We start from the raw sequence: 19,750 nt of genomic DNA, 5'->3' as shown, positions 1-19,750 counted from the left end.
AGCTACACTCTTATCGCAGTTGCTTTTCAGGATCTTGAAGAATATCTTCAAACATATCTTTTACCCGGCAGTCGCTACACATCTTCAAGCGTTCTGTGTTGGCACTGAAGGCGCTATGGCCTCCGACTACATCCATCATCCGTTGCACCATGGATTGGGTCGCGAAAGGGGTGCCGCAACGAATGCAATCAAACGGGGCTTCCTCTTTCAAGGTTTGGCGCTGCTGACGTGCAGCCGCATCAAAATTCATCTGTGCTGTCAGGCTAATCGCATTCTCAGGACAGGCCGACTCACATAAACCACACTGCACACAGTCTTGCTCAACAAAATGCAATGCTGGCATATCGCCACCATCGGTTAACGCTTGGGTCGGACAGGTCGACACGCACGATAGACACAAGGTGCAGCTGTCGGTGTTAACACTGACTTTGCCGAACGGGATATTGCCCTTACTCAAGGTGCTTTCGATTGAGGCCGCTTGGCTATTGAGATGATCGATTGCCGCATACAGGGTGGCGCGCTTAGTGGTTGGACTAAATTCACCAGGCACAATCACAGGCCAACTTGCACTCACTTCAATTAATGCGGCGAGCTCATCAAGTTGATTTTGGTTGATAACGCTAACGCGTTGCGGTTGTCCCATCTCATCGAATATGTCATTGGCCAACTGTTGTTCGCCATTTAGCATCTGTGTTAGGGTCGGCGCCGTAGCGTCGGTATTCAGCACTATGATTTGACGTGCGCCCCAAGCCAGCGAGGACATCCAGTGATCCATGCTGGCAACGGTGATCTCTTCTAGCTCAACAGGAATCACTGCCCCCGGCAGTTCCTCGTTAATTAAGCTGGCACCATTAGCCGCGTCATGAAACAAAATGACCGGGGCTGTTTGCGCCTGCGCACGAAAACGACTCACAAGCTTATGTAGATATGAATGCAGTGCTTGTGGCGTAGGTAAATCGTAACTGATTGCACCTGTTGGACAGGCATTGGTGCAACTGCCGGCGCCATGACAAAGATAAGGATCGATCTCAATCTTCTTGTTCACACTAGCAATAGCATCGGCAGGACAGAAATTAAGGCAGCGATTACAGCCATCGATACCATTACGGTTATGGGCACAGATCTCGCTGTTGACTTTGACATACCGCGGCTTATCAAACTCACCAATTAAGTCGGGTAACTGGGCGATGGCATCGGCCAATTTGGCTTCATCTTGGCCTACATAGAAATAGCCTGGTGGCAGCATCTCTAGACTAATGCATGGCGAGTGACTGAGGTCGAGGATAAGGTCGAAATGAGCTTTACGAATAGCGACTAAACTGAGCTCGGCAGCACCGTTTTCATGTTCAACTTTAACCTGAAACTGCCCCAAAAACCCTTTAATTTCAATTAACTTATTGTAGTAACTTTCAACGCCTTCCGCCGCGGCCATCACCTTTTCAAGGTGGTCTTCATCTTGGCTGGTAACGGACTCGTTAGCGAGAATGGCCCGCTGGCCCATGTTTGACAATTTGTCTGCCGCGAGGCGCGCTAAATCCTCTGGGCCAATGATAAGTACATTGCCCTCGGTGGTGTAGCTTACTGTGGGTGGGATCAGATTTTGAAGAATTTGCGTCTGTCCCAACACTTGCTGACGAACCTGTTTGAGGTCGGTCAGATTTTCGTTACCGTTTAAATGCATACTCACATTGCGTTCCTGAACAGTTTTGGCTGCTGCCGTCAGCGAGGTGGCTGTCTACTCTATTGGCATGCGCTTTACTTGCGCCAGCTTCACCTCAATATCAACAAGAAACTAACTCGTTGTAAATGTGCCTTATTGCAGCAATTCACGTACCAAAATTATGGATTTAAAAGCACTCTAAACTGACCTCAAGCAACGGGCGGTTTAGGTGCAGCTAGTGATTCTGGTTCATTTTGGGACAAATCAGCTGATTCATCGTCCAAAATGTCCGCTGGGCCTGTGCCGGATAAATTAACCTCCTGCTCGGCGGTAGAAGCTGTCATCTCCTCAGCTTCACTTAACTCGTTAGGCACCTCTTGCTCCTCATCTTTGTTGAGGTGGCGGAAAACTTTCTTGGCGAGCTCCGCCGAGACCTCGGCTGAAAGCTTAGGTTGATTGGTATAATCGAGCGCGTATTCGAGCAAACCATCTATCTCACTGTAGTGTGGTTGCTTCCACAAGGCACGTAACGCGGCAGCCTTGGCATTAGGATCGACGTTATCGGCCATAAAACTGGCAAAGCTCCCCCCTACCTCAATAGACTCAGGATCAGGAAGATCTTCAGCCATCAAGGTTTTATTAGCCTCGCTTGGTTCTGCATTGACTGCATCGGCATGTTCGGTCGGCTGTGTGGTTGGCTCAGGAGCTTGCTGGGCAAGTTGCTCGGCTTCCTCTTCTTGCTGCACCTGCTGACGACGAAGGTTCCATCGTGCTAACAATCCACTCGGTTTTTCACTCATTAGGAAACCTGCCCTCGGTTGTGGTTAGTACTTGGCCCTTCATTTTTACGACGATTAACGTGCTTGCGTCGATGGGCACAAATTTCTACCTCTCCATGGCGGGTAATGAACGCTTCAATCCAGCATGCTACGGCATTGGGCATTAGCATGTTCAATACGGGGGTGTCGCCCTCAAGGCAACCTGCTGCGACATTTTGATCGGCTGAGATATAGGTCGGAATCCAAGTGCCATCTTCAAGTTCATCACAGACGATATACAACATGGCGTTATCCATATCCAAATTGATACGGTAGCTGCCACGCTCATCCTTGTGCAGCTCTAAAGCCACCAATCGAGCGCCCTCTGGTGCAGGTTGCGTGGCTGGAACAACTTGATCTAATTCCCAAGATTCGGCGGTCCAGCGCCCCATTTGTTTTTCCACCTTTTTCAGCGAAACATACATGGGCCATTGACTTTCGGTACGTTGCATTCCAACTCCGTTGATTAGAGGGCTTGGCCATTGTTTGTAAAGCGATTACAAAGCCAAGCCATGGGTTGCGATATACTTACGAATGAAGCAATAAGTGTGCCAGTGCAATTAGCAAATAAGTTTGAGCTAGATCATCAATTCCATGCCCAGGGTAGGACAATTTGTCCTAACTGACATTTTAGACGGGACATAAAAGGGCGTTTTAAGTCTGAGTATTTAACTCGATCACGCATTGCAACATAAAATCATAGTCTCGGAATGATTATTGCTATGCTGCAGGCAGCCAATTGCGAATAGATGATCTTTATGACTAAGAGTAAACAACTCACTTTTTTAAAAACCCAAGCCGATGTGCCGTTGACCATTGCAGTAAAGGCAACCAACGAGCAAGGTGAAATCGTCGATAAATTTATTGCCTGTGAACGTCCCCTCACGGTTTACCTGAATTGGCGTCCAATTGTGACGCTAATGACACTTGGAGCCCGACCGGAGGCTTTAGCACTGGGGTATCTTAAAAACCAAGGCTTTATTTCTGATGTAAAACAACTCGAGTCAGTCATCGTCGATTGGGATGTTAATTCTGCCGCCGTACTCACCCAAGAGACGACCGAGCATCTTGATGAAAAGCTGGCAGAAAAGACCGTCACCACGGGCTGTGGTCAAGGTACAGTGTATGGCGGTTTTATGGATGGGCTAGACGATATAAAACTGCCCACTCCCCAGCTTAAACAAAGCATGCTTTATAGCTTGTTAAACAATATTAGTGCCTACAATGAAACCTACAAAAATGCGGGTGCCGTACATGGTTGTGGCCTTTGTCAGGGCGACCAAATAACCGGTTTTATCGAAGATGTGGGCCGCCATAATGCAGTCGACACTTTAGCCGGTGAAATGTGGCTCAAGCAAGAGTTAGGCGGCGATAAACTGTTTTATACCACTGGGCGACTCACCTCTGAAATGGTGATAAAAGTCGCTAAGATGGGCATACCGGTACTGCTGTCCCGCAGTGGCGCAACCCAGATGGGGCTTGAACTAGCACAAAAGTTAGGCATCACTATGATTGCCCGTGCCAAGGGACGCCATTTTCTGGTTTACAATGGCGCCGAGAACATTGAATTTGATGCCACACCACCTAAACGCAACATCAACTAACCAATAGAGATTTAAAGGAATATTGATGACCGAGCCAAGTGAACTCATCTACATGAGTGCAAAACAGGTGGCTGAATACTTAGACCTTAATGAAAAAAAGGTCTATGCAATGGCAAACGATAGAATATTACCTGCGACTAAAGTCACTGGGAAGTGGCTATTCCCCAAAATACTCATCGACCGCTGGGTTATGGACTCGTGCCACAGCGGTATGCTGTCCGATAGAATGCACATCACCGGCAGTGACGATCCGCTGCTATCCATGTTGGTGGCTCGCCTAATGTCGCGTATCGGTAAGAGTGATTTAGTCAGTTACAGTGCCACAGGCTCACGCATGGGGCTGGATCTGCTGTCGCGCGGCTATGCCGATGTATGCACCCTACACTGGGGCAATATCGAAGAGCGTAATATTCGCCACCCCGCCCTGCTCAAGGGCTACCCTAACCACCAGCAATGGGTCATGGTTCACGGTTATACCCGCCAGCAAGGCTTAATGATGCGCGCCGAAATGCACCATAGATGCCAAGAAGAGGACAGGCTAGTTAGCTTGCCTTGGCGCTGGGTGGGCCGCCAATCGGGGGCCGGTAGCCAACAGCATTTAGAGCACTGGCTGATGAAACAAGGGGCGAGTATCGAACAGCTAAATACTGCCGTGACCGCCTATAGTGAACGGGAGTTGGCAGGATTTATTGCCCGTAACGAGGCCGACATCGGCTTTGGCTGCCAATCGGTCGCAATGGAAAGCGGCTTAAGCTTTGTGCCGCTAATCACTGAGTCATTCGACTTTGTTATGCCGCAAGGCATCTACTTTCGCCGCCAGCTACAAGCGTTATTCGATATGCTCAGCAGTACCCAGACCCGACAACTGGCTACACAATTAGGCGGATATGACCTGAGCCAGTGCGGACAAATGCTCTGGACCGCGTCATAATTAAGCCACATCATGTTTTATATTCTTTAACGAAATTTAGATGTGATAGGGTACACGCCGCATAACCCATGCACGAGACCAAAGGAGATATCGTGGAAGCTGAGTTAAACGAGATCCAAAACTTCTTAGTAAAATATCCGCCTTTTGACTTGTTACCTGAAGAAGTTATCGAACGCATTAGCCGGCATGTAGAGATATCTTATTATCGTAAAGATACGCCTATCATTCATCTTGGTGATCATATCAATGATCTTTACATAATTCGTAGCGGCGAGGTCGAAGTATACCGCAGAAAAGGAGAGCTCTATAACAGGCTCGATACTGGTGATCTTTTTGGCCAAATGGGATTACTTACCAACAATAAAATTCGCTTTCCGGTTAAAGCTATTGAAGACACATTGGTCTACTGTCTTCCTGAAAACATTTTTCAAGAACTTTACGAGCAATATGATGTCTTTGCCGATTTTGTCGAAGTTGAAGATAACGCACGTTTACGTCAGGCGGTATCAAATTCTACTAATCAAAATGATCTCACCTCACCTAAAGTACGGACCTTATTAACTCGCGAGCCCCCCTATATAAACAAGACAGAAAGTATACAAAATGCAGCTATATTGATGGCTAAAGACAATGTTTCCTCTCTGTTAGTAATAGATCCTGATGTACTAGAAAATGATGAAGATGATACATCACCATTAATGGGCATCATCACAGATAGAGACCTATGTACCCGTGTATTAGCCGAAGGCATAAATCCAAGCCATGAAGTCGGTTCTGTTGTAAGCACAGATGTCATCAGTCTAGATCACAACGCCTATGTCCACGAAGTGATGCTAACTATGCTTCGTTACAACGTTCACCATCTACCTATTTTGAAGGGGCGCCAACCTATAGGCATCATTGAAGCCACTGATATCGTGCGCTACGAATCACAAAACTCACTACTGCTAGTAAGTAGTATCTTTCAGCAACTATCGGTTGACGAGCTAGTGATGCTATCAAAGCAAGTTAAAGACAGCTTCGAGCGTATGGTTAATGAAGACGCTAATTCTCATATGATTGGTAGCGCTATGTCAGTGATAGGGCGTAGCTTCAAACAACGCATACTGGAACTCGCCGAGGAAAAATTTGGCCCACCACCTATCCCTTATTGTTTTCTAGCATTGGGCTCAATGGGGAGAGATGAGCAACTTATCGTTACAGATCAAGATAACGCTATTATCTTGGATGAGAGTTATGATAAGGAAAAACACAATGATTACTTTGCAAACTTGGCTAAATTTGTCTGTGATGGACTCGATAAATGTGGTTACAGTTATTGCACGGGTGACATTATGGCAACCAATCCCACATGGCGTATGACACGCAAGGAATGGGAAGAGTGCTTTGCTGATTGGATAGATAACCCCAACCCCAAAGCTTTACTTAACGCCTCTATTTTCTTTGATCTTGATGGTGTATATGGCAGGCTTAAATGGGCTGAACAGCTCAATGGTTTTATCGTCCGCCGAGCTAGAAAAAACAATCGCTTCTTAGCGTGTTTAGCAAGGAATGCTCTCAATCGTAAACCTCCATTGGGATTCTTCAAAGACTTTGTCATGGAAAAAGATGGTCGTCATAATAATTCCATTAACCTCAAGCGTCGTGGCACTGCACCTCTTGTAGATCTCATTCGTGTACATGCGCTATCTGTAGGTTCTAGGGCACGAAACTCGTTCGAACGACTCGATGATATTATTGACGCCGCTATACTTCCAAAAGGGCGCGGTCAAGACCTACGCGATGCCATGGAGTTTATATCCATGGTGCGTATCCGTCACCAAGCCTTTGATGTAAAACTTGGAATAGATCCTGATAACAACATAGAGCCCGAAAACTTATCTGACTTTGAACGACGGAACCTCAAAGATGCATTTCAAATCTTAAGTAACGGACAGAATTTTCTCAAGTTCCGCTATCAAGCCAATAATCAATTCAAGTGAGTGCACTATGCTAAAAAAATGGCTTTCGCATCCAACTATCGACTGGCCGGGAAAATTCAAGCAAAAACTAAAAACGCTAAAAGAGGGTAGCTTACGCGATTATTATGCCACATCGCTTCCCGATGGAAATAACCCCATCGGCAAAATAGAGTTCCTCTCCATGGACTTTGAAACAACAGGTCTAAATGCAGATAAAGACGACATCATCAGCATAGGAACAGTGCCTTTTAACTTAGATCGTATCTTGCTCAATCGCGCAAAATCTTGGACGGTGAGGCCAAGAGAAAAGTTAGCCGAAGATTCTGTCATCATCCACGGTATTACCCATACCGACATCTTAGATGCACCGGACCTATCGGTTATATTCGAGCAGGTATTAAATGAGATGGCAGGTAAAATAATAGTGGTTCATTGCCAACAAATAGAACGACTATTTTTGGAGCGGGCCTTAATGACCCGAATCAACAATGGCATCGAATTTCCCGTGGTGGACACCATGGAACTGGAATCGAGAATCCAACATAAACTTCGCGCTAGAATATGGAACAGGCTCAAAGGCGGCAAATCTCTTTCAAGAAGGCTTGGATCCTGTCGGCAACGGTATGGATTACCTCCTTACTCGCCTCACCATGCCTTAACCGATGCGATTGCTACGGCTGAGCTTCTTCAAGCACAAATTGCACATCACTATGATCCACAATCACCTATCAAAGAATTCTGGCAATAGAGTCCACAAGAGATTAAGGCCTCCCTATAAAAAAGGAGGCCAGTAACCTAGCCTCACTATAATCTCATCAACTAAAAGCGTTCAGTACGCATCCCTTTAATCAGGCTGACACACATCAACAGCAATATAAATGTGAATGGCAAGGCAGTAGAGATCGCTGCGGCCTGTAAAGCCTCAATCGCTTGAGCTCCACCAATCCACAATAATGCAATCGCTATAGCGCCCTCTAATAGTGCCCAAAATATGCGTTGAGGTACCGGTGCATCCATCTTACCTCCGGCTGTAATACTATCGATCACTAATGACCCTGAGTCTGAAGAAGTAATAAAGAAGACCAAGACTAAGAGAACAGCAATAGCTGATAATAATGTACCAAACGGCAAAACATCAAACATCTGGAACATTGCTAAAGGCACTTCGGTAAGCCCCTGCGTACCAAGTTCACCTACTTTATTGACCACTTGATCGATTGCCATCCCGCCAAATACCGACATCCAGAGAAGCGTTACAAAGGTTGGAACCAACAATACTGCGGTGATAAATTCACGCACGGTGCGTCCTCTAGACACTCGCGCAATAAACATACCTACAAATGGTGACCAAGATATCCACCAAGCCCAGTAAAATACAGTCCAACCTTGGAACCAGGCTTCATCGGTACGGCCATGAGGGTTACTTAAAGGGATAATGTTCTCAACATAGGACATCAGCGTAGTATATACCGATCCAAAGCTAACGTAATAACCTATCACCGCAACAAAAATAAGTAGTATAAGAGCCACTATCATATTGATATTACTGATAACCTTTACACCACCATCGATGCCTCGCATAACAGAAACGACCGCCAGTAAAGTTACGCCAATAATCACCCCAATCTGCAGACCTAACCCAGCCTCTATGCCAAATACATGATGAATACCACTCGCTGCCTGCTGCGCCCCTAACCCCAGAGAAGTTGCCAGACCAAATAAGGTTGCCAACACTGCCAATATGTCGACAATATGCCCCGCCCATCCCCAGGCTCGGTCACCTAAAATTGGGTAAAAAATAGAACGAATTGATAAAGGAAGTCCTTTATTGTAGGCGAAGAAAGCTAAAGATAAGGCCACAACGCCATAAATAGCCCAAGGATGCAACCCCCAATGGAACATAGTCGCACCTAGCGCGATTTTGGCAGCTTCAGGCGAATAAGCCTCTACACCTAAGGGAGTTTCATACCAACCAGTAAAATAAGCAACAGGCTCAGCAACACTCCAAAACATTAATCCTATTCCCATACCCGCAGCAAACAACATAGATAGCCAAGAGAAGAAAGAATAATCAGCTGTCGCCTCACGCCCACCTAACCGTATTTTGCCATAGGGTGAAGCAATTAATCCCAAGCAAAACAAGACGAAAACATTGCCTGACCAAATAAATAACCAATCAAATAAACCAATAATTTTCCATTTGATACCATCCAATGCCGCCTTCGATGTTTCGGCATCTGTGACTAAGGTTGCGATTAGAAATGCAACAATAAGCCCCGCGCTAATACCAAATACAGGGTTATGTACATCAAACCCCCACTTCTGCACATTATCCTGACCAACCGTATAGTCGGTACTATCGATACTGTACTTATCAATACCTTTTGTCATCGATTATCCCCACTAAAAAAACCTAAAGAATAACTATTGAAAAATCATTCCAGATTGCCAAAAATGATTTCAACTCATAGTAATATAGTAAATATTATTTTCTCCTATTGTATTCTTCTATATGGCCACGTCCAATAAAATGCCAATTTTTACTAACTTTAACGACCTTTAGGCGGTTAAATAGGCTTTATCCCAAGAATAAACAGTTATTGAAACCCACCACCATGATTAGAGCACTAACTAAAAAGTTGCTATTCATCTGTATCTGAACTCAATAATCGGTACCCATCAAATATGGTTTATTCACATTGAGTATTCGATATGGACGGGCAACAGGATAAACGAATCACTCCCTATGATGATCAATCAACTGAATGCTGATGATGCTTAAAAATGAAAGAGTACCTAGTAAAAAGTTAACAAGAAGCTCAATTAAACGACGAAAAATAGCTCTCATTAAAATAGGGAAAGTAAGAAACACAAGATTTATTAAGCAAAGCTTGATAAAAAAATGACTTCACACCAACATCTATATTCCTATCTGTTTTACTTTAACAACTGATCTAACGATTCACGACCAACGTACTGCCTGCAAATGATGAGGAAATGTCATGACCATTACCAACGCCAAAATTAGCCATGCCAAAATCAAGATCACCAATTTGAGGTTACGCACCTTTATCGGTTTTAATCCCGATGAACGTGAGAAACAGCAAGATGTGGTGATCAATATTGAGATCCACTACCCAGCCGCACTTTCGGCCCAGACAGATGATGTCAGTGACGCACTCAACTATAAAGTGATCACCAAAAAAGTGATCCAGCACGTTGAGGAAGGTCGCTTTTTATTACTGGAAAAATTAGTGTCCGACATACTCACCATTAGCTGTGAGCATCCATGGGTGCGTTACTGCCAAGTGACAGTAGACAAACCCCACGCCCTGCGATTTGCCGACTCAGTCTCATTATCGCTAGAAAGCCACTTAGATGACAGATAGTCATCATTAACCGTTTTATCGCGGAGTATTTGTTATGAATCCAGCTGCACAGCAAGTGAGACAAGCGTTAATCGCCCAAGGTTTAGAAACCCCATTGCGTGATAATCCCCTGTCTTCGCAACAGAAGTATGAGCGGATAAAAGGATTAATGACCGAAGTGGTCGACACTTTAGGGCTAGACCTCAATGATGACAGCCTGTGTGAAACCCCACATCGTATTGCCAAAATGTACGTCAATGAGATCTTTGCCGGTATCGATTACGACAACTTCCCCGCGATTGCTCAAATTGACAATAAAATGGGTGTTGACGAGATGGTCAAAGTCAGTGACATCAGCCTGACCAGCACCTGTGAACATCACTTTATTACCATAGATGGCACGGCAAAAGTGGCCTACATCCCTAAGTCATCGATCATAGGTTTGTCGAAAATCAATCGTATCGTACGCTTTTTTGCTCAACGGCCTCAGGTGCAAGAGCGGCTGACCCAACAAATATTGGTGGCACTGCAAACCTTACTCAATACCGATGATGTGGCGGTATCGATTTCAGCGACCCATTATTGCGTCAAATCACGCGGCATTATGGACAGTCAATCATCGACGCAAACCACCGCATTAGGTGGCTGCTTTAAGTCGAATCACCATACTAGAGCCGAATTTCTTGGCTAACTTACCTACAGGGATCTTATGCAACCCACCATTTTAATCACAGGCGTAGGCAAGCGCATTGGTTTGTACTTAGCACAGGCCTTCATCGACAAAGGCTATCAGGTTATCGGGACTTTTCGGCGCCACTACCCCAGCATCGACGCTTTAAGCGAGGCGGGTGCTGATCTGTATTGCTGTGACTTTACCCAAGCTGAAGAGGTGCAAACCTTCATTGATGCCATCATGGCTAAGTATCCACAACTTGATGCCATTGTTCACAACGCCTCTCTGTGGTTACCCGATGACAGCCCGCTGGCGCCAGAGCAAATAATGGCCACCATGATGCAGGTACATGTGACGGCACCGTATCAGATCAATCTAGGGTTAGCCCCGCTGCTGATCCAGGGTGACCGCCTAAGCGACATCATTCACCTCACCGATTATGTCGCCCAAAAAGGCAGCAAAAAACATATAGCCTATGCGGCCAGTAAGGCAGCTTTAGAAAATATGACGCTATCGTTTGCGACTAAGTTAGCTCCGCACGTTAAGGTCAATAGTATTGCGCCTGCGCTGATCTGTTTTAATGAACATGATGACGAGCAATATAAACAGCAAGCATTAGCTAAATCGCTACTGCAACGTGAAGCCGGTGAAGTTGAGGTGCTTAAGGCGATTGAATATCTTATGGCAAGCCACTACATTACCGGACGCTCATTGGCGCTCGATGGTGGCAGGCATTTAAAGTAATTAGCCATAAAAATCATTGGTATTTTAAGTGCTTGTGATTTGAAGTAATAGTAATTTGAAATAATGGAGAGTTAAAAGAATAGGCGCCGAAAAAACCTAATATTGCAACGCAAAACAGCTAGCCCACCATCTGGGCTAGCGTATCAGCTAACAGCGCTTATGCACCGCAGGTACTGCAGTTTTGCTGCTTGGTCAGTTTCATCTCGCGAAACTCCATCGTCATCGCATCTATCATCAAAATGCGGCCCACTAAAGGTTTGCCCATGTGAGCAATCACCTTAATGGCCTCTACCGCTTGCAGGCAACCAATCATGCCCACAACTGGAGCCAAGATGCCTGACTCGACGCAAGTCAGTTGCTGGTCGCCAAACAGCTGGCTAAAGCAATGATAACAAGGTGTATCCCCCTGATAGTCAAACACAGTGACAGTGCCTTCCATACGGATCGCGGCGGCCGAAACCAGTGGTACCTTATGGGTAAAGCAACTGCTATTTAACTGCTCACGCACCGTCATATTGTCAGTGCAGTCCATCACGATATCGTGCTGCATGACTAAGGCATCAAGCTCTGAGTCATCTAGCACGGCATTGATAGTGGTAATCGCCACATGAGGATTAAGCTGACTCAAGGTTTCTTGCGCCGAGGCCACCTTAGGTTGGCCGATATTATCCGCTTGATGCAGCACTTGGCGCTGCAGATTAGACAACTCAACAGTGTCAAAGTCTACTAAGGTCAATTGCCCTACACCCGCCACGGTAAGATATTGGCTTGCGGCGCAACCTAAGCCGCCAACCCCTATCACTAAGACCTTGGCTTGTTTCAGCTTCTCTTGCCCCTCAAAGTCCATCGCCTTAATGGAGATTTGGCGACTGTAACGTAAGATCTCTCTGTCCGACAGAATGTCGTCATTATCGAGTGTCGATGTCATCTCAGCTTACCTACTTAACAGAGCACAGAATTAAAGGGTTCAACCGTCACTAAGCTACCCGCAGGCGTGTCACCCTGCTCTCGCGCTAAAATAACAAAGCAGTTAGCCAAGCTCATCGAGGTCAACATACCCGAACCTTGCCCACCGGTAATGCTCACCTCAGCTTGGCCTTGTTCGTTGTGGCTCAAAATACCGCGTTGATATTCAACCCGACCAGCAAACTTACGCAGATCGCTGCTCAGTTTCGCCTGCAGTAATAACGGCTTAGCGCGTGGCAAGCCTTGCATCTTATTGATAAGCGGCCATACCAATTTATAGTAGGTCACCATAGATGACACCGGATTGCCTGGTAGACCACAAAATATCGCCTTACCCAGTCGCCCAAAAGCAAATGGCTTACCCGGTTTCATGGCTAGCTTCCAGAAGGTAATTTCACCCTCTTCTTCTAAAATTTGTTTGGTGTAATCGGCGTCGCCTACAGAGACACCACCCGAGGTGAGTAGCATATCCGCTTGGGCAGCTCCGGTACGAAATGCCTCACGAATCGCCTCAGGATCATCTGCAATCACCCCCAGATCGACCCACTCAACATTGGATCGAGTCAATAAACCTTGAATGCTGTAACGGTTAGAATCATAAATCTGCCCCGGCGCTAACTCGCTGCCAACCGGACGCAGTTCGTCACCCGTTGAGAAAAAGGCCACTTTGACACGACGCACAACGCGTACTTGGCTCGCTCCTATGGTGGCGAGCACGCCCATTTCGGCGGCGCCAATCTGGGTGCCAGCCCGTAAGACTTTATCGCCAGTGTTAAGCTCTTCGCCGCGATAACGCACATTGGCACCAACCGCATCAGGCGCTTCAATGGTAATGCTATCGCCGTTGGCACGGGCTTTTTCTTGCATCTGCACGGTATCGTAACCGGCTGGCAATGGTGCGCCAGTCATAATGCGCACGCAGGTATTGGGTTTGGCCTCGCCGTCAAACGGATGTCCTGCAAAAGAGTGACCGATCAGCGTCAGGGTGTCGTTGTTGCTTAAATCTTGCAATCGAAAAGCATAGCCATCCATTGCCGAGTTATTAAAGGGAGGCAAATCAATACTCGATGCCAGATCTTCAGCTAATACTCGGCCTAAGGCATGGGGAAGCTGCACCATTTCAGAGTCACTAAGAGGCATGACTTGATCGAGCAGTTTAACAATCGCTTCGTCTGGGTGCATAAGGCTAGGCTGAGAACATGGATCAAATTTCATGGGCATCGGTTACCTTAAAGATAAGTGTTTAAGCAAAGATTGATGCTCATTATGCCACGCTGATGAGAGAAGGCCATGATCTCCATGGCAGTTTTTGCCATAGTGCGAACAAATCAATCCTCAGCAAGCTAACTGAGCAGCTTGCGCAATTAACGACTTAATATAGCGCGAAACAAGACTGTCACCTACCGCCAATCGCAAGGCTTATGCCTACAATGCACCGCTTGTTAATGACTTAATCAAGGGGCCGTTAATCCGACAAATATTTGATAGGCTCAACACTGACGCAATGATAAATATTTGTATTTGAAACATTAAGTTAAGTAAATTTAGTTGCATTTAACCGCCTGCTTTTACACAATAGTCCAGCTTAATACAATGAACATAACAAGGATCTACTATGCTGGCACAAACGATGATTGATCAGTTGAACGCACAAATTAATGTGGAGTTCTTCTCCTCAAACCTCTACCTGCAAATGAGCGCTTGGTGCGAAGACAAGGGCTTTGAGGGTGCCGCTAAATTTATGCGTGCCCATGCTGACGAAGAGATGCAGCACATGCACCGCCTATTTACCTACGTTAGCGAAACGGGCGGCATGCCACTGATTGGCGCCATTGAAGCACCGCAAGCTGAGTTTGATTCATTACTGGCCCTATTTGAACACACCTACGCCCATGAGCAGATGATAACCAGTAAAATCAATGCACTTGCTCATGCTGCATTCACTAATCAAGACTATTCTACTTTTAACTTCCTGCAGTGGTATGTCTCTGAGCAACATGAAGAAGAGAAGTTGTTTAAATCGATCGTCGATAAGATTCGCCTGATTGGCGAAGATGGTAAGGCGTTATTTTTTGTCGATAAGGATTTGGCGCAAATGGCCATTGAAGAGTCGGCGAGCGTGATGACCTCGGGTCAATAAACCGCTAACAGATCGCTAGTGTCTATTTGAAATAGACCTTATGAGTGGTCGATATTGGTGGTAAATGATAAACAAAGAGCCATATATTGGCTCTTTGTTTATTTATTAAGCCTATTAACTCGCTTGAGCCAGTAACGACTTACGGTAAATCACGATATCTTCTATGGTCAATACTGGCATTTGATGCTGCTCGCCAAACGCGATGATCTCAGGCAATCTCGCCATGGTGCCGTCAGGATTGGTCACCTCACATAATACGCCCGCAGGTTTCAGCCCTGCCAGCAGCATCAGATCTATGGTGCCTTCGGTATGGCCTCTGCGAGTCAATACGCCACCGGGCTGAGCACGTAGCGGGTACACATGACCAGGACGAGCCAGATCACAGGCACTAGCCCCATCGGCGATCGCCGCTTTAATAGTGGTAACCCGATCGGCAGCCGAAACGCCGGTTGTCACCCCAACTTTGGCTTCGATGCTCACGGTAAACGCGGTGCCATACTGGCTTGAGTTATCAGCCACCATGGGCGGTAACTGCAATTGTTTAACCCGCTCATCAGGCAGGCATAAACAGACTATGCCACTGCATTCCCGAATAAGCAGCGCCATCTGTTGATTGGTTAAGTGCTCGGCTGAATAAATAAGATCACCTTCATTTTCGCGATCTTCATCGTCGACCACCAACACGCCTTGGCCAGCGCGTAAGGCTGTCAACGCGGCTTCAACACGGGTATTGGCATCGCCAAAGGCTGAGAGTAAAGACTGATTCATGGTTAAATCCTTAGTAATACTAATAAAATGGTTTTGTGCCAGAATCAGGGCATATAGAAAATAACACCGATAAGCCTGCGCTTATGGTGGTGTTGAATAAGAGCCAGGGTCACGTTAGCGAACTAAGCCCAAGCTTAGAGCGCAGCATACGCTGTTTGTGGTTCTTATATTCTCTTTCATCCGGACTCAGTGCGCTTACGCGCTCATTACCGTCGGCTCTGGAATACTTTTAACATGCTATCTCTACACGCAACAAGGGCACCAGATCTGCTGACCCTAACCTTGGAAAAGATTAGGCGCTCGCGGGCTTAAGTTGCATCTACAACTATCACCGCCGGTGGGGAGTTACACCCCGCCCTGAGAATTATTAATGTCACCTACTCACTGAATATCGGCTCAACTGCCTATTTTTAAGCGGCGCAGCGTCACTGTTAAACGGACTCGCTAACGGGCTCACACTGGGTCTGCGTAACAGCAGTAAAACCGTAAATATTGCTGGAGGGGCTAATCTTAATTACTTAGGATCAGCACATTAGGCGCAAATAGGGTGCGCCAATTTGAAACAAATAACAAGCTAGCAGGTGACAAGCCTAAACTAAATCACCTAAGCTCAAGCTTTACAGGCAAACTCGCACTGGTTTACCACGCTATCGATAATAAAGGTCGTCTTTAATGCATTCAATTTCTCCACCGATCGCCGCCAAAAAGCCACACTCATTGATACATCATGGTGTAGAGAGGATAGATAACTATTATTGGTTAAGAGACGATACGCGTCAGTCACCCGAGGTGATAGCGCATCTCAATGCCGAAAACAGCTACCATCAACAATGCTTTAAGCCCTTCGCGCCTTTACAGGCACGTTTATTCGATGAGTTGGTCGGCAGGCTAGATAAAGATGAGTCGAGTGTTCCTTACTACTGGCACTCCCATTGGTATTGGAGTCGTTACCATAGAGAGGGGGAATACCCTATCTTACTGCGTAAACCACAGCTTAATAGCGATGCCGAAGAGGTGCTGTTAGATGTTAACCAACGCGCCCACGGCCATGAGTTTTATGGTCTGGGCAGCTTCGCTATTAGCCCTGACGAACAGTTATTGGCCTTCAGTGAAGATAAACTGAGCCGGCGCATTTACACCATACACATTAAGCGCCTCGAACAAGGCGAACTGCTGGAAGATACACTCGAAGGCACTGACGGTAGCATAGTGTGGGCTAACGATAACCTGCACCTGTTTTACATCGCTAAAGATCCACAAACCCTGCTGGGCTACCAAGTGTTCCGTCATCGTTTAGGACAACCACAATCGGCCGATACACTCGTGTATGAAGAGCAAGATGACAGCTTCTATCTCAGCTTAGGTAAAAGTTTAGATGAAACTCGTATCGAACTATACCATGAAAGCACGATCACCAGTGAGGTCTCGGTGCTCAATGCCGATCAAGCTCTTGACCACTTCACTGCACTACTGCCCAGAGAAACAGGCCATGAGTATTCGGTGGCTAAACGGGGTGACAACTATTTTATTCTTACCAACTGGCAGGCGGTTAACTTTCGCCTGATGCAAGTGGCCGAAGCGGATTTTGCCAATAAGCATGTTTGGCAGGAGGTGATTGCTGCCGATGACCAATGCCGCATAGAGGAGTTCTTGGTACTGCAAGATTACCTTATTGTGCAGCAGCGCCGTCAGGGACTCAGCCAGATCACCGTCTATCCGGATCAGCTACCTAGCTATCAAATCGACTTCGATGATCCCGCTTATGTGGTGGGTTTTGATGTTAATCCTCGCCAAGATAGCCACCAGCTTAGGCTCTATTATGCTAGCCCCACCACCCCAGAATCGATTTACCAATACGATTTGACCCAAGCCTCACCCAAGCAGTTACTCAAAAGGGAAAACGTATTAGGCGGCTTTAATAGCGAGCACTATCAGGCTGAACGCCTCTTTATCGATGCCAGAGATGGCGCGAGCATTCCCGTTACCTTGGTGTACAACAAAAGCCTATTTAAACGAGATGGCAGCAACCCACTGTACCAATATGGTTATGGCGCATACGGTTACACCATAGATGCGGATTTCGACAGCGCCATATTAAGCCTACTCGACCGAGGCGTGGTTTATGCCATTGCCCATGTGCGCGGTGGCGAAATGCTCGGCAGACCTTGGTATGACGCAGGCAGGCTGTTTAACAAGCAAAATAGCTTTAACGATTTTATCGATGTCACCCAAGCATTGATCCAGCAACAATATGCCGATCCTCATAAAGTAGTTGCGACGGGAGGCAGCGCAGGTGGCCTGTTGATGGGCGCCGTGATTAACCAAGCACCCGAACTCTACTTGGCCGTGGCCGCCCATGTGCCGTTTGTCGATATAGTAACGACCATGCTGGACGAGTCGATCCCACTCACCACCAATGAGTATGACGAATGGGGCAACCCTAACGACAAAGATGCCTTCGACTATATGTTAAGTTATTCGCCCTATGACCAAATTACGCGTCAAGCTTATCCTCACCTTTTGGTCACCACTGGCCTGCATGACTCTCAGGTGCAATATTTTGAACCCGCTAAATGGGTGGCGAAATTAAGAGAATATAAGACCGACGACAACTTATTACTGTTCCATATCGATATGGAGGCTGGGCACGGTGGCAAAAGCGGTCGCTATCGCCGCTATCAAGACACGGCTGAAGAGTATGCTTTTTTATTAGGGCTGTTAGGCGCAGAGCCAATATTAACCAACAGCAAAAACTGTCGTTAACCTCGCCGAGCAACACAAGAGCTATCGATGACGACAGGCAAACCTTGGTTTTTATATATCGTTGAGTGCCATAAAGGCCAGCTCTATACCGGCGTGACAACCGACATAGCACGCCGCTTTAAAGAACACCAAAGCGGCGGCCCTAAAGCCGCTAAATTTCTGCGCGGTAAGGGGCCGCTGCAATTGGTTTATCATGAGCAGTTAAGTTGTCACTCTACGGCACTGAAGCGCGAAATAGCGGTTAAGAAGCTCACCAAAAAACAAAAGCTGACATTAATACAAAATGAGGCCAATATTCATATCGTTAGCTAATTTCAGCTTTATATTGATGATGTTTAGTGATTATCCCCATAGAAATATCCATCGACAATCAATCTAAATACCTGCCGCGGCTTGATCATAAGCACGCGGCTTTACTTAGTCATAGCAAAGCTCTATTGTAGGCAAAAATTGCTTATTTGAGACGATTATGGGCACCACCACACACGAAAAGGCTGATGGATTGCCTAAACAATATAAGCAGCATCAACGCAGCTTTTTCGGCTTAATGTTAGTGTTAAGCTCTATTTTTTTAATCACGCTGCTTCCCGATGTAAACCTTACTCTGTTTAGACTACTCAATGGAATTGCGGCAGTGTTACCCGATTGGCCCATATTGCTACTTACAGATTTAGGCAATGGCGTCACTCTTGGGGTGATCACCTTATGCTTCTTGATTAAACGCCCCGAGTTAATATTACGGGTGATCATTGCCAGCGTGTTGTCATTACTGTTAGTACCACTCTTAAAACAATATTTTGATGCACCGCGCCCCGCCGCGGTGTTAGACGTACTTAATATTATTGGCGACACCCGGTTAAGCCATAGTTTCCCCTCGGGCCATACTGCCAGTGCTTTCCTGTTTGCAGGTACCCTATGGTTTGCTTACCAAAGCCGCACCATTAAAACATTAGCCATCGCGCTTGGTGCTATCGTTGGCATATCGAGGATCATTGTTGGCGCTCACTGGCCACAAGATATTATGCTGGGTGCGATCGTCGGATTACTCTGCGCTTATGCTGCTGCGTATTGTCCACCAACTCAGTTACAGCGGGTCAATAACGCATTAATGCTGATGTTTTTATGGTTAGTGTTGATGATCTGCGAGCTGGAAAAAAGCTTTGATAAGGACATTATTTGGCAAGTGTTACTACTAAGATGGGGACTGCTGTTTACCGCCGCGGCTCTGTTCTTACGCCAATACAATATTAAACAGCTGTTGATACAACGCTTTGGTTCAAAAGTGTAATAGACATGCGTAAACGGTCTTGACGCTAAGTGGGCGATGACCACCGCTATCATCAATTCACAACTA

18 protein-coding genes and 1 riboswitch are annotated in these 19,750 nt (G+C 46.4%); of the genes, 11 read left to right on the top strand and 7 right to left on the bottom strand.

The genetic code is table 11. The features are described 5' to 3' along the window. Window positions 1-10: 10 nt before the first annotated feature. The 3 genes from AC5YBX_RS00245 to AC5YBX_RS00235 all read right to left on the bottom strand — a co-directional run bounded on the left by AC5YBX_RS00245 (window position 11) and on the right by AC5YBX_RS00235 (window position 2,930). The gene (locus AC5YBX_RS00245) at window positions 11-1,681 is read right to left on the bottom strand and encodes a 4Fe-4S binding protein (RefSeq protein WP_494524780.1); all 1,671 of its coding nucleotides are present in this window, start codon (window positions 1,679-1,681) and stop codon (window positions 11-13) included. A gap of 188 nt (window positions 1,682-1,869) precedes the next feature. Next, a complete protein-coding gene (locus tag AC5YBX_RS00240) occupies window positions 1,870-2,460 on the bottom strand; it encodes a DUF3306 domain-containing protein (RefSeq protein WP_475515444.1) in 591 nt (196 codons plus the stop codon). Next, complete coding sequence (locus tag AC5YBX_RS00235) at window positions 2,460-2,930, bottom strand: DUF3305 domain-containing protein (protein ID WP_475515443.1); 471 nt, start codon at window positions 2,928-2,930, stop codon at window positions 2,460-2,462. Before AC5YBX_RS00235 ends, AC5YBX_RS00240 begins: the two co-directional genes overlap by 1 nt. Window positions 2,931-3,236: 306 nt before the next feature. Between AC5YBX_RS00235 and AC5YBX_RS00230 the strand changes: the two genes are divergently transcribed. From AC5YBX_RS00230 to AC5YBX_RS00215, 4 genes are all read left to right on the top strand, one after another. After that, entirely contained in the window at window positions 3,237-4,082 is an 846-nt protein-coding gene (locus AC5YBX_RS00230; protein WP_475515442.1) for a formate dehydrogenase accessory sulfurtransferase FdhD, read from the top strand. A gap of 25 nt (window positions 4,083-4,107) precedes the next feature. Further along, window positions 4,108-5,013: a substrate-binding domain-containing protein gene (locus tag AC5YBX_RS00225; RefSeq protein WP_475515441.1), complete on the top strand. Its 906-nt coding sequence runs from the start codon at window positions 4,108-4,110 to the stop codon at window positions 5,011-5,013. A gap of 92 nt (window positions 5,014-5,105) precedes the next feature. Then, window positions 5,106-6,995: a DUF294 nucleotidyltransferase-like domain-containing protein gene (locus AC5YBX_RS00220; protein WP_494524205.1), complete on the top strand. Its 1,890-nt coding sequence runs from the start codon at window positions 5,106-5,108 to the stop codon at window positions 6,993-6,995. A 7-nt stretch (window positions 6,996-7,002) separates the two neighbouring features. Further along, entirely contained in the window at window positions 7,003-7,722 is a 720-nt protein-coding gene (locus AC5YBX_RS00215; RefSeq protein ID WP_494520397.1) for a 3'-5' exonuclease, read from the top strand. 71 nt (window positions 7,723-7,793) lie between these two features. Here AC5YBX_RS00215 and AC5YBX_RS00210 read toward each other — a convergent pair whose 3' ends face one another. Beyond that, entirely contained in the window at window positions 7,794-9,365 is a 1,572-nt protein-coding gene (locus AC5YBX_RS00210) for a BCCT family transporter (RefSeq protein ID WP_494520398.1), read from the bottom strand. A gap of 632 nt (window positions 9,366-9,997) precedes the next feature. On the opposite strand from AC5YBX_RS00210, the gene folX reads away from it, so the two are divergent. Genes folX through folM form a run of 3 tightly spaced genes read left to right on the top strand, consistent with a single transcriptional unit; the run spans window position 9,998 to window position 11,759 of the window. Further along, a complete protein-coding gene (folX, locus tag AC5YBX_RS00205; RefSeq protein WP_110458839.1) occupies window positions 9,998-10,363 on the top strand; it encodes a dihydroneopterin triphosphate 2'-epimerase in 366 nt (121 codons plus the stop codon). 34 nt (window positions 10,364-10,397) lie between these two features. Next, complete coding sequence (folE, locus tag AC5YBX_RS00200; RefSeq protein WP_494520399.1) at window positions 10,398-11,033, top strand: GTP cyclohydrolase I FolE; 636 nt, start codon at window positions 10,398-10,400, stop codon at window positions 11,031-11,033. Window positions 11,034-11,051: 18 nt separating this feature from the next. Then, a complete protein-coding gene (gene folM, locus AC5YBX_RS00195) occupies window positions 11,052-11,759 on the top strand; it encodes a dihydromonapterin reductase (protein ID WP_494520400.1) in 708 nt (235 codons plus the stop codon). A gap of 157 nt (window positions 11,760-11,916) precedes the next feature. Here the strand turns inward: folM and moeB are convergent, their stop codons facing one another. Together moeB and moeA are read right to left on the bottom strand one after the other, a co-directional pair. Continuing rightward, a complete protein-coding gene (gene moeB / locus AC5YBX_RS00190) occupies window positions 11,917-12,687 on the bottom strand; it encodes a molybdopterin-synthase adenylyltransferase MoeB (RefSeq protein ID WP_494520401.1) in 771 nt (256 codons plus the stop codon). Between the two features lie 14 nt (window positions 12,688-12,701). Next, window positions 12,702-13,946 (bottom strand): molybdopterin molybdotransferase MoeA, encoded by a 1,245-nt coding sequence (gene moeA / locus AC5YBX_RS00185; protein ID WP_494520402.1) that lies wholly within the window; start codon window positions 13,944-13,946, stop codon window positions 12,702-12,704. A 394-nt stretch (window positions 13,947-14,340) separates the two neighbouring features. Between moeA and ftnA the strand changes: the two genes are divergently transcribed. Beyond that, entirely contained in the window at window positions 14,341-14,865 is a 525-nt protein-coding gene (ftnA, locus tag AC5YBX_RS00180; RefSeq protein WP_494520403.1) for a non-heme ferritin, read from the top strand. Between the two features lie 114 nt (window positions 14,866-14,979). On the opposite strand, the gene ribB is transcribed toward ftnA, so the two are convergent. Beyond that, on the bottom strand, window positions 14,980-15,633 hold the full coding sequence (gene ribB / locus AC5YBX_RS00175) for a 3,4-dihydroxy-2-butanone-4-phosphate synthase (RefSeq protein WP_494520404.1): 654 nt from the start codon (window positions 15,631-15,633) through the stop codon (window positions 14,980-14,982). A gap of 164 nt (window positions 15,634-15,797) precedes the next feature. Continuing rightward, window positions 15,798-16,002, bottom strand: a riboswitch (FMN riboswitch). A gap of 303 nt (window positions 16,003-16,305) precedes the next feature. Between ribB and AC5YBX_RS00170 the strand changes: the two genes are divergently transcribed. From AC5YBX_RS00170 to AC5YBX_RS00160, 3 genes are all read left to right on the top strand, one after another. Then, window positions 16,306-18,396, top strand: coding sequence for a S9 family peptidase (locus AC5YBX_RS00170; protein ID WP_494520405.1), 2,091 nt, complete (start codon window positions 16,306-16,308; stop codon window positions 18,394-18,396). Window positions 18,397-18,423: 27 nt separating this feature from the next. Beyond that, window positions 18,424-18,708: a GIY-YIG nuclease family protein gene (locus AC5YBX_RS00165; protein WP_475515433.1), complete on the top strand. Its 285-nt coding sequence runs from the start codon at window positions 18,424-18,426 to the stop codon at window positions 18,706-18,708. 157 nt (window positions 18,709-18,865) lie between these two features. Then, entirely contained in the window at window positions 18,866-19,684 is an 819-nt protein-coding gene (locus tag AC5YBX_RS00160; protein ID WP_494520406.1) for a phosphatase PAP2 family protein, read from the top strand. Window positions 19,685-19,750: the final 66 nt, after the last annotated feature.

The sequence above is a fragment of the Shewanella sp. 492 genome (genome assembly GCF_059338445.1).
This window is presented reverse-complemented; position numbering and strand designations above follow the sequence as displayed.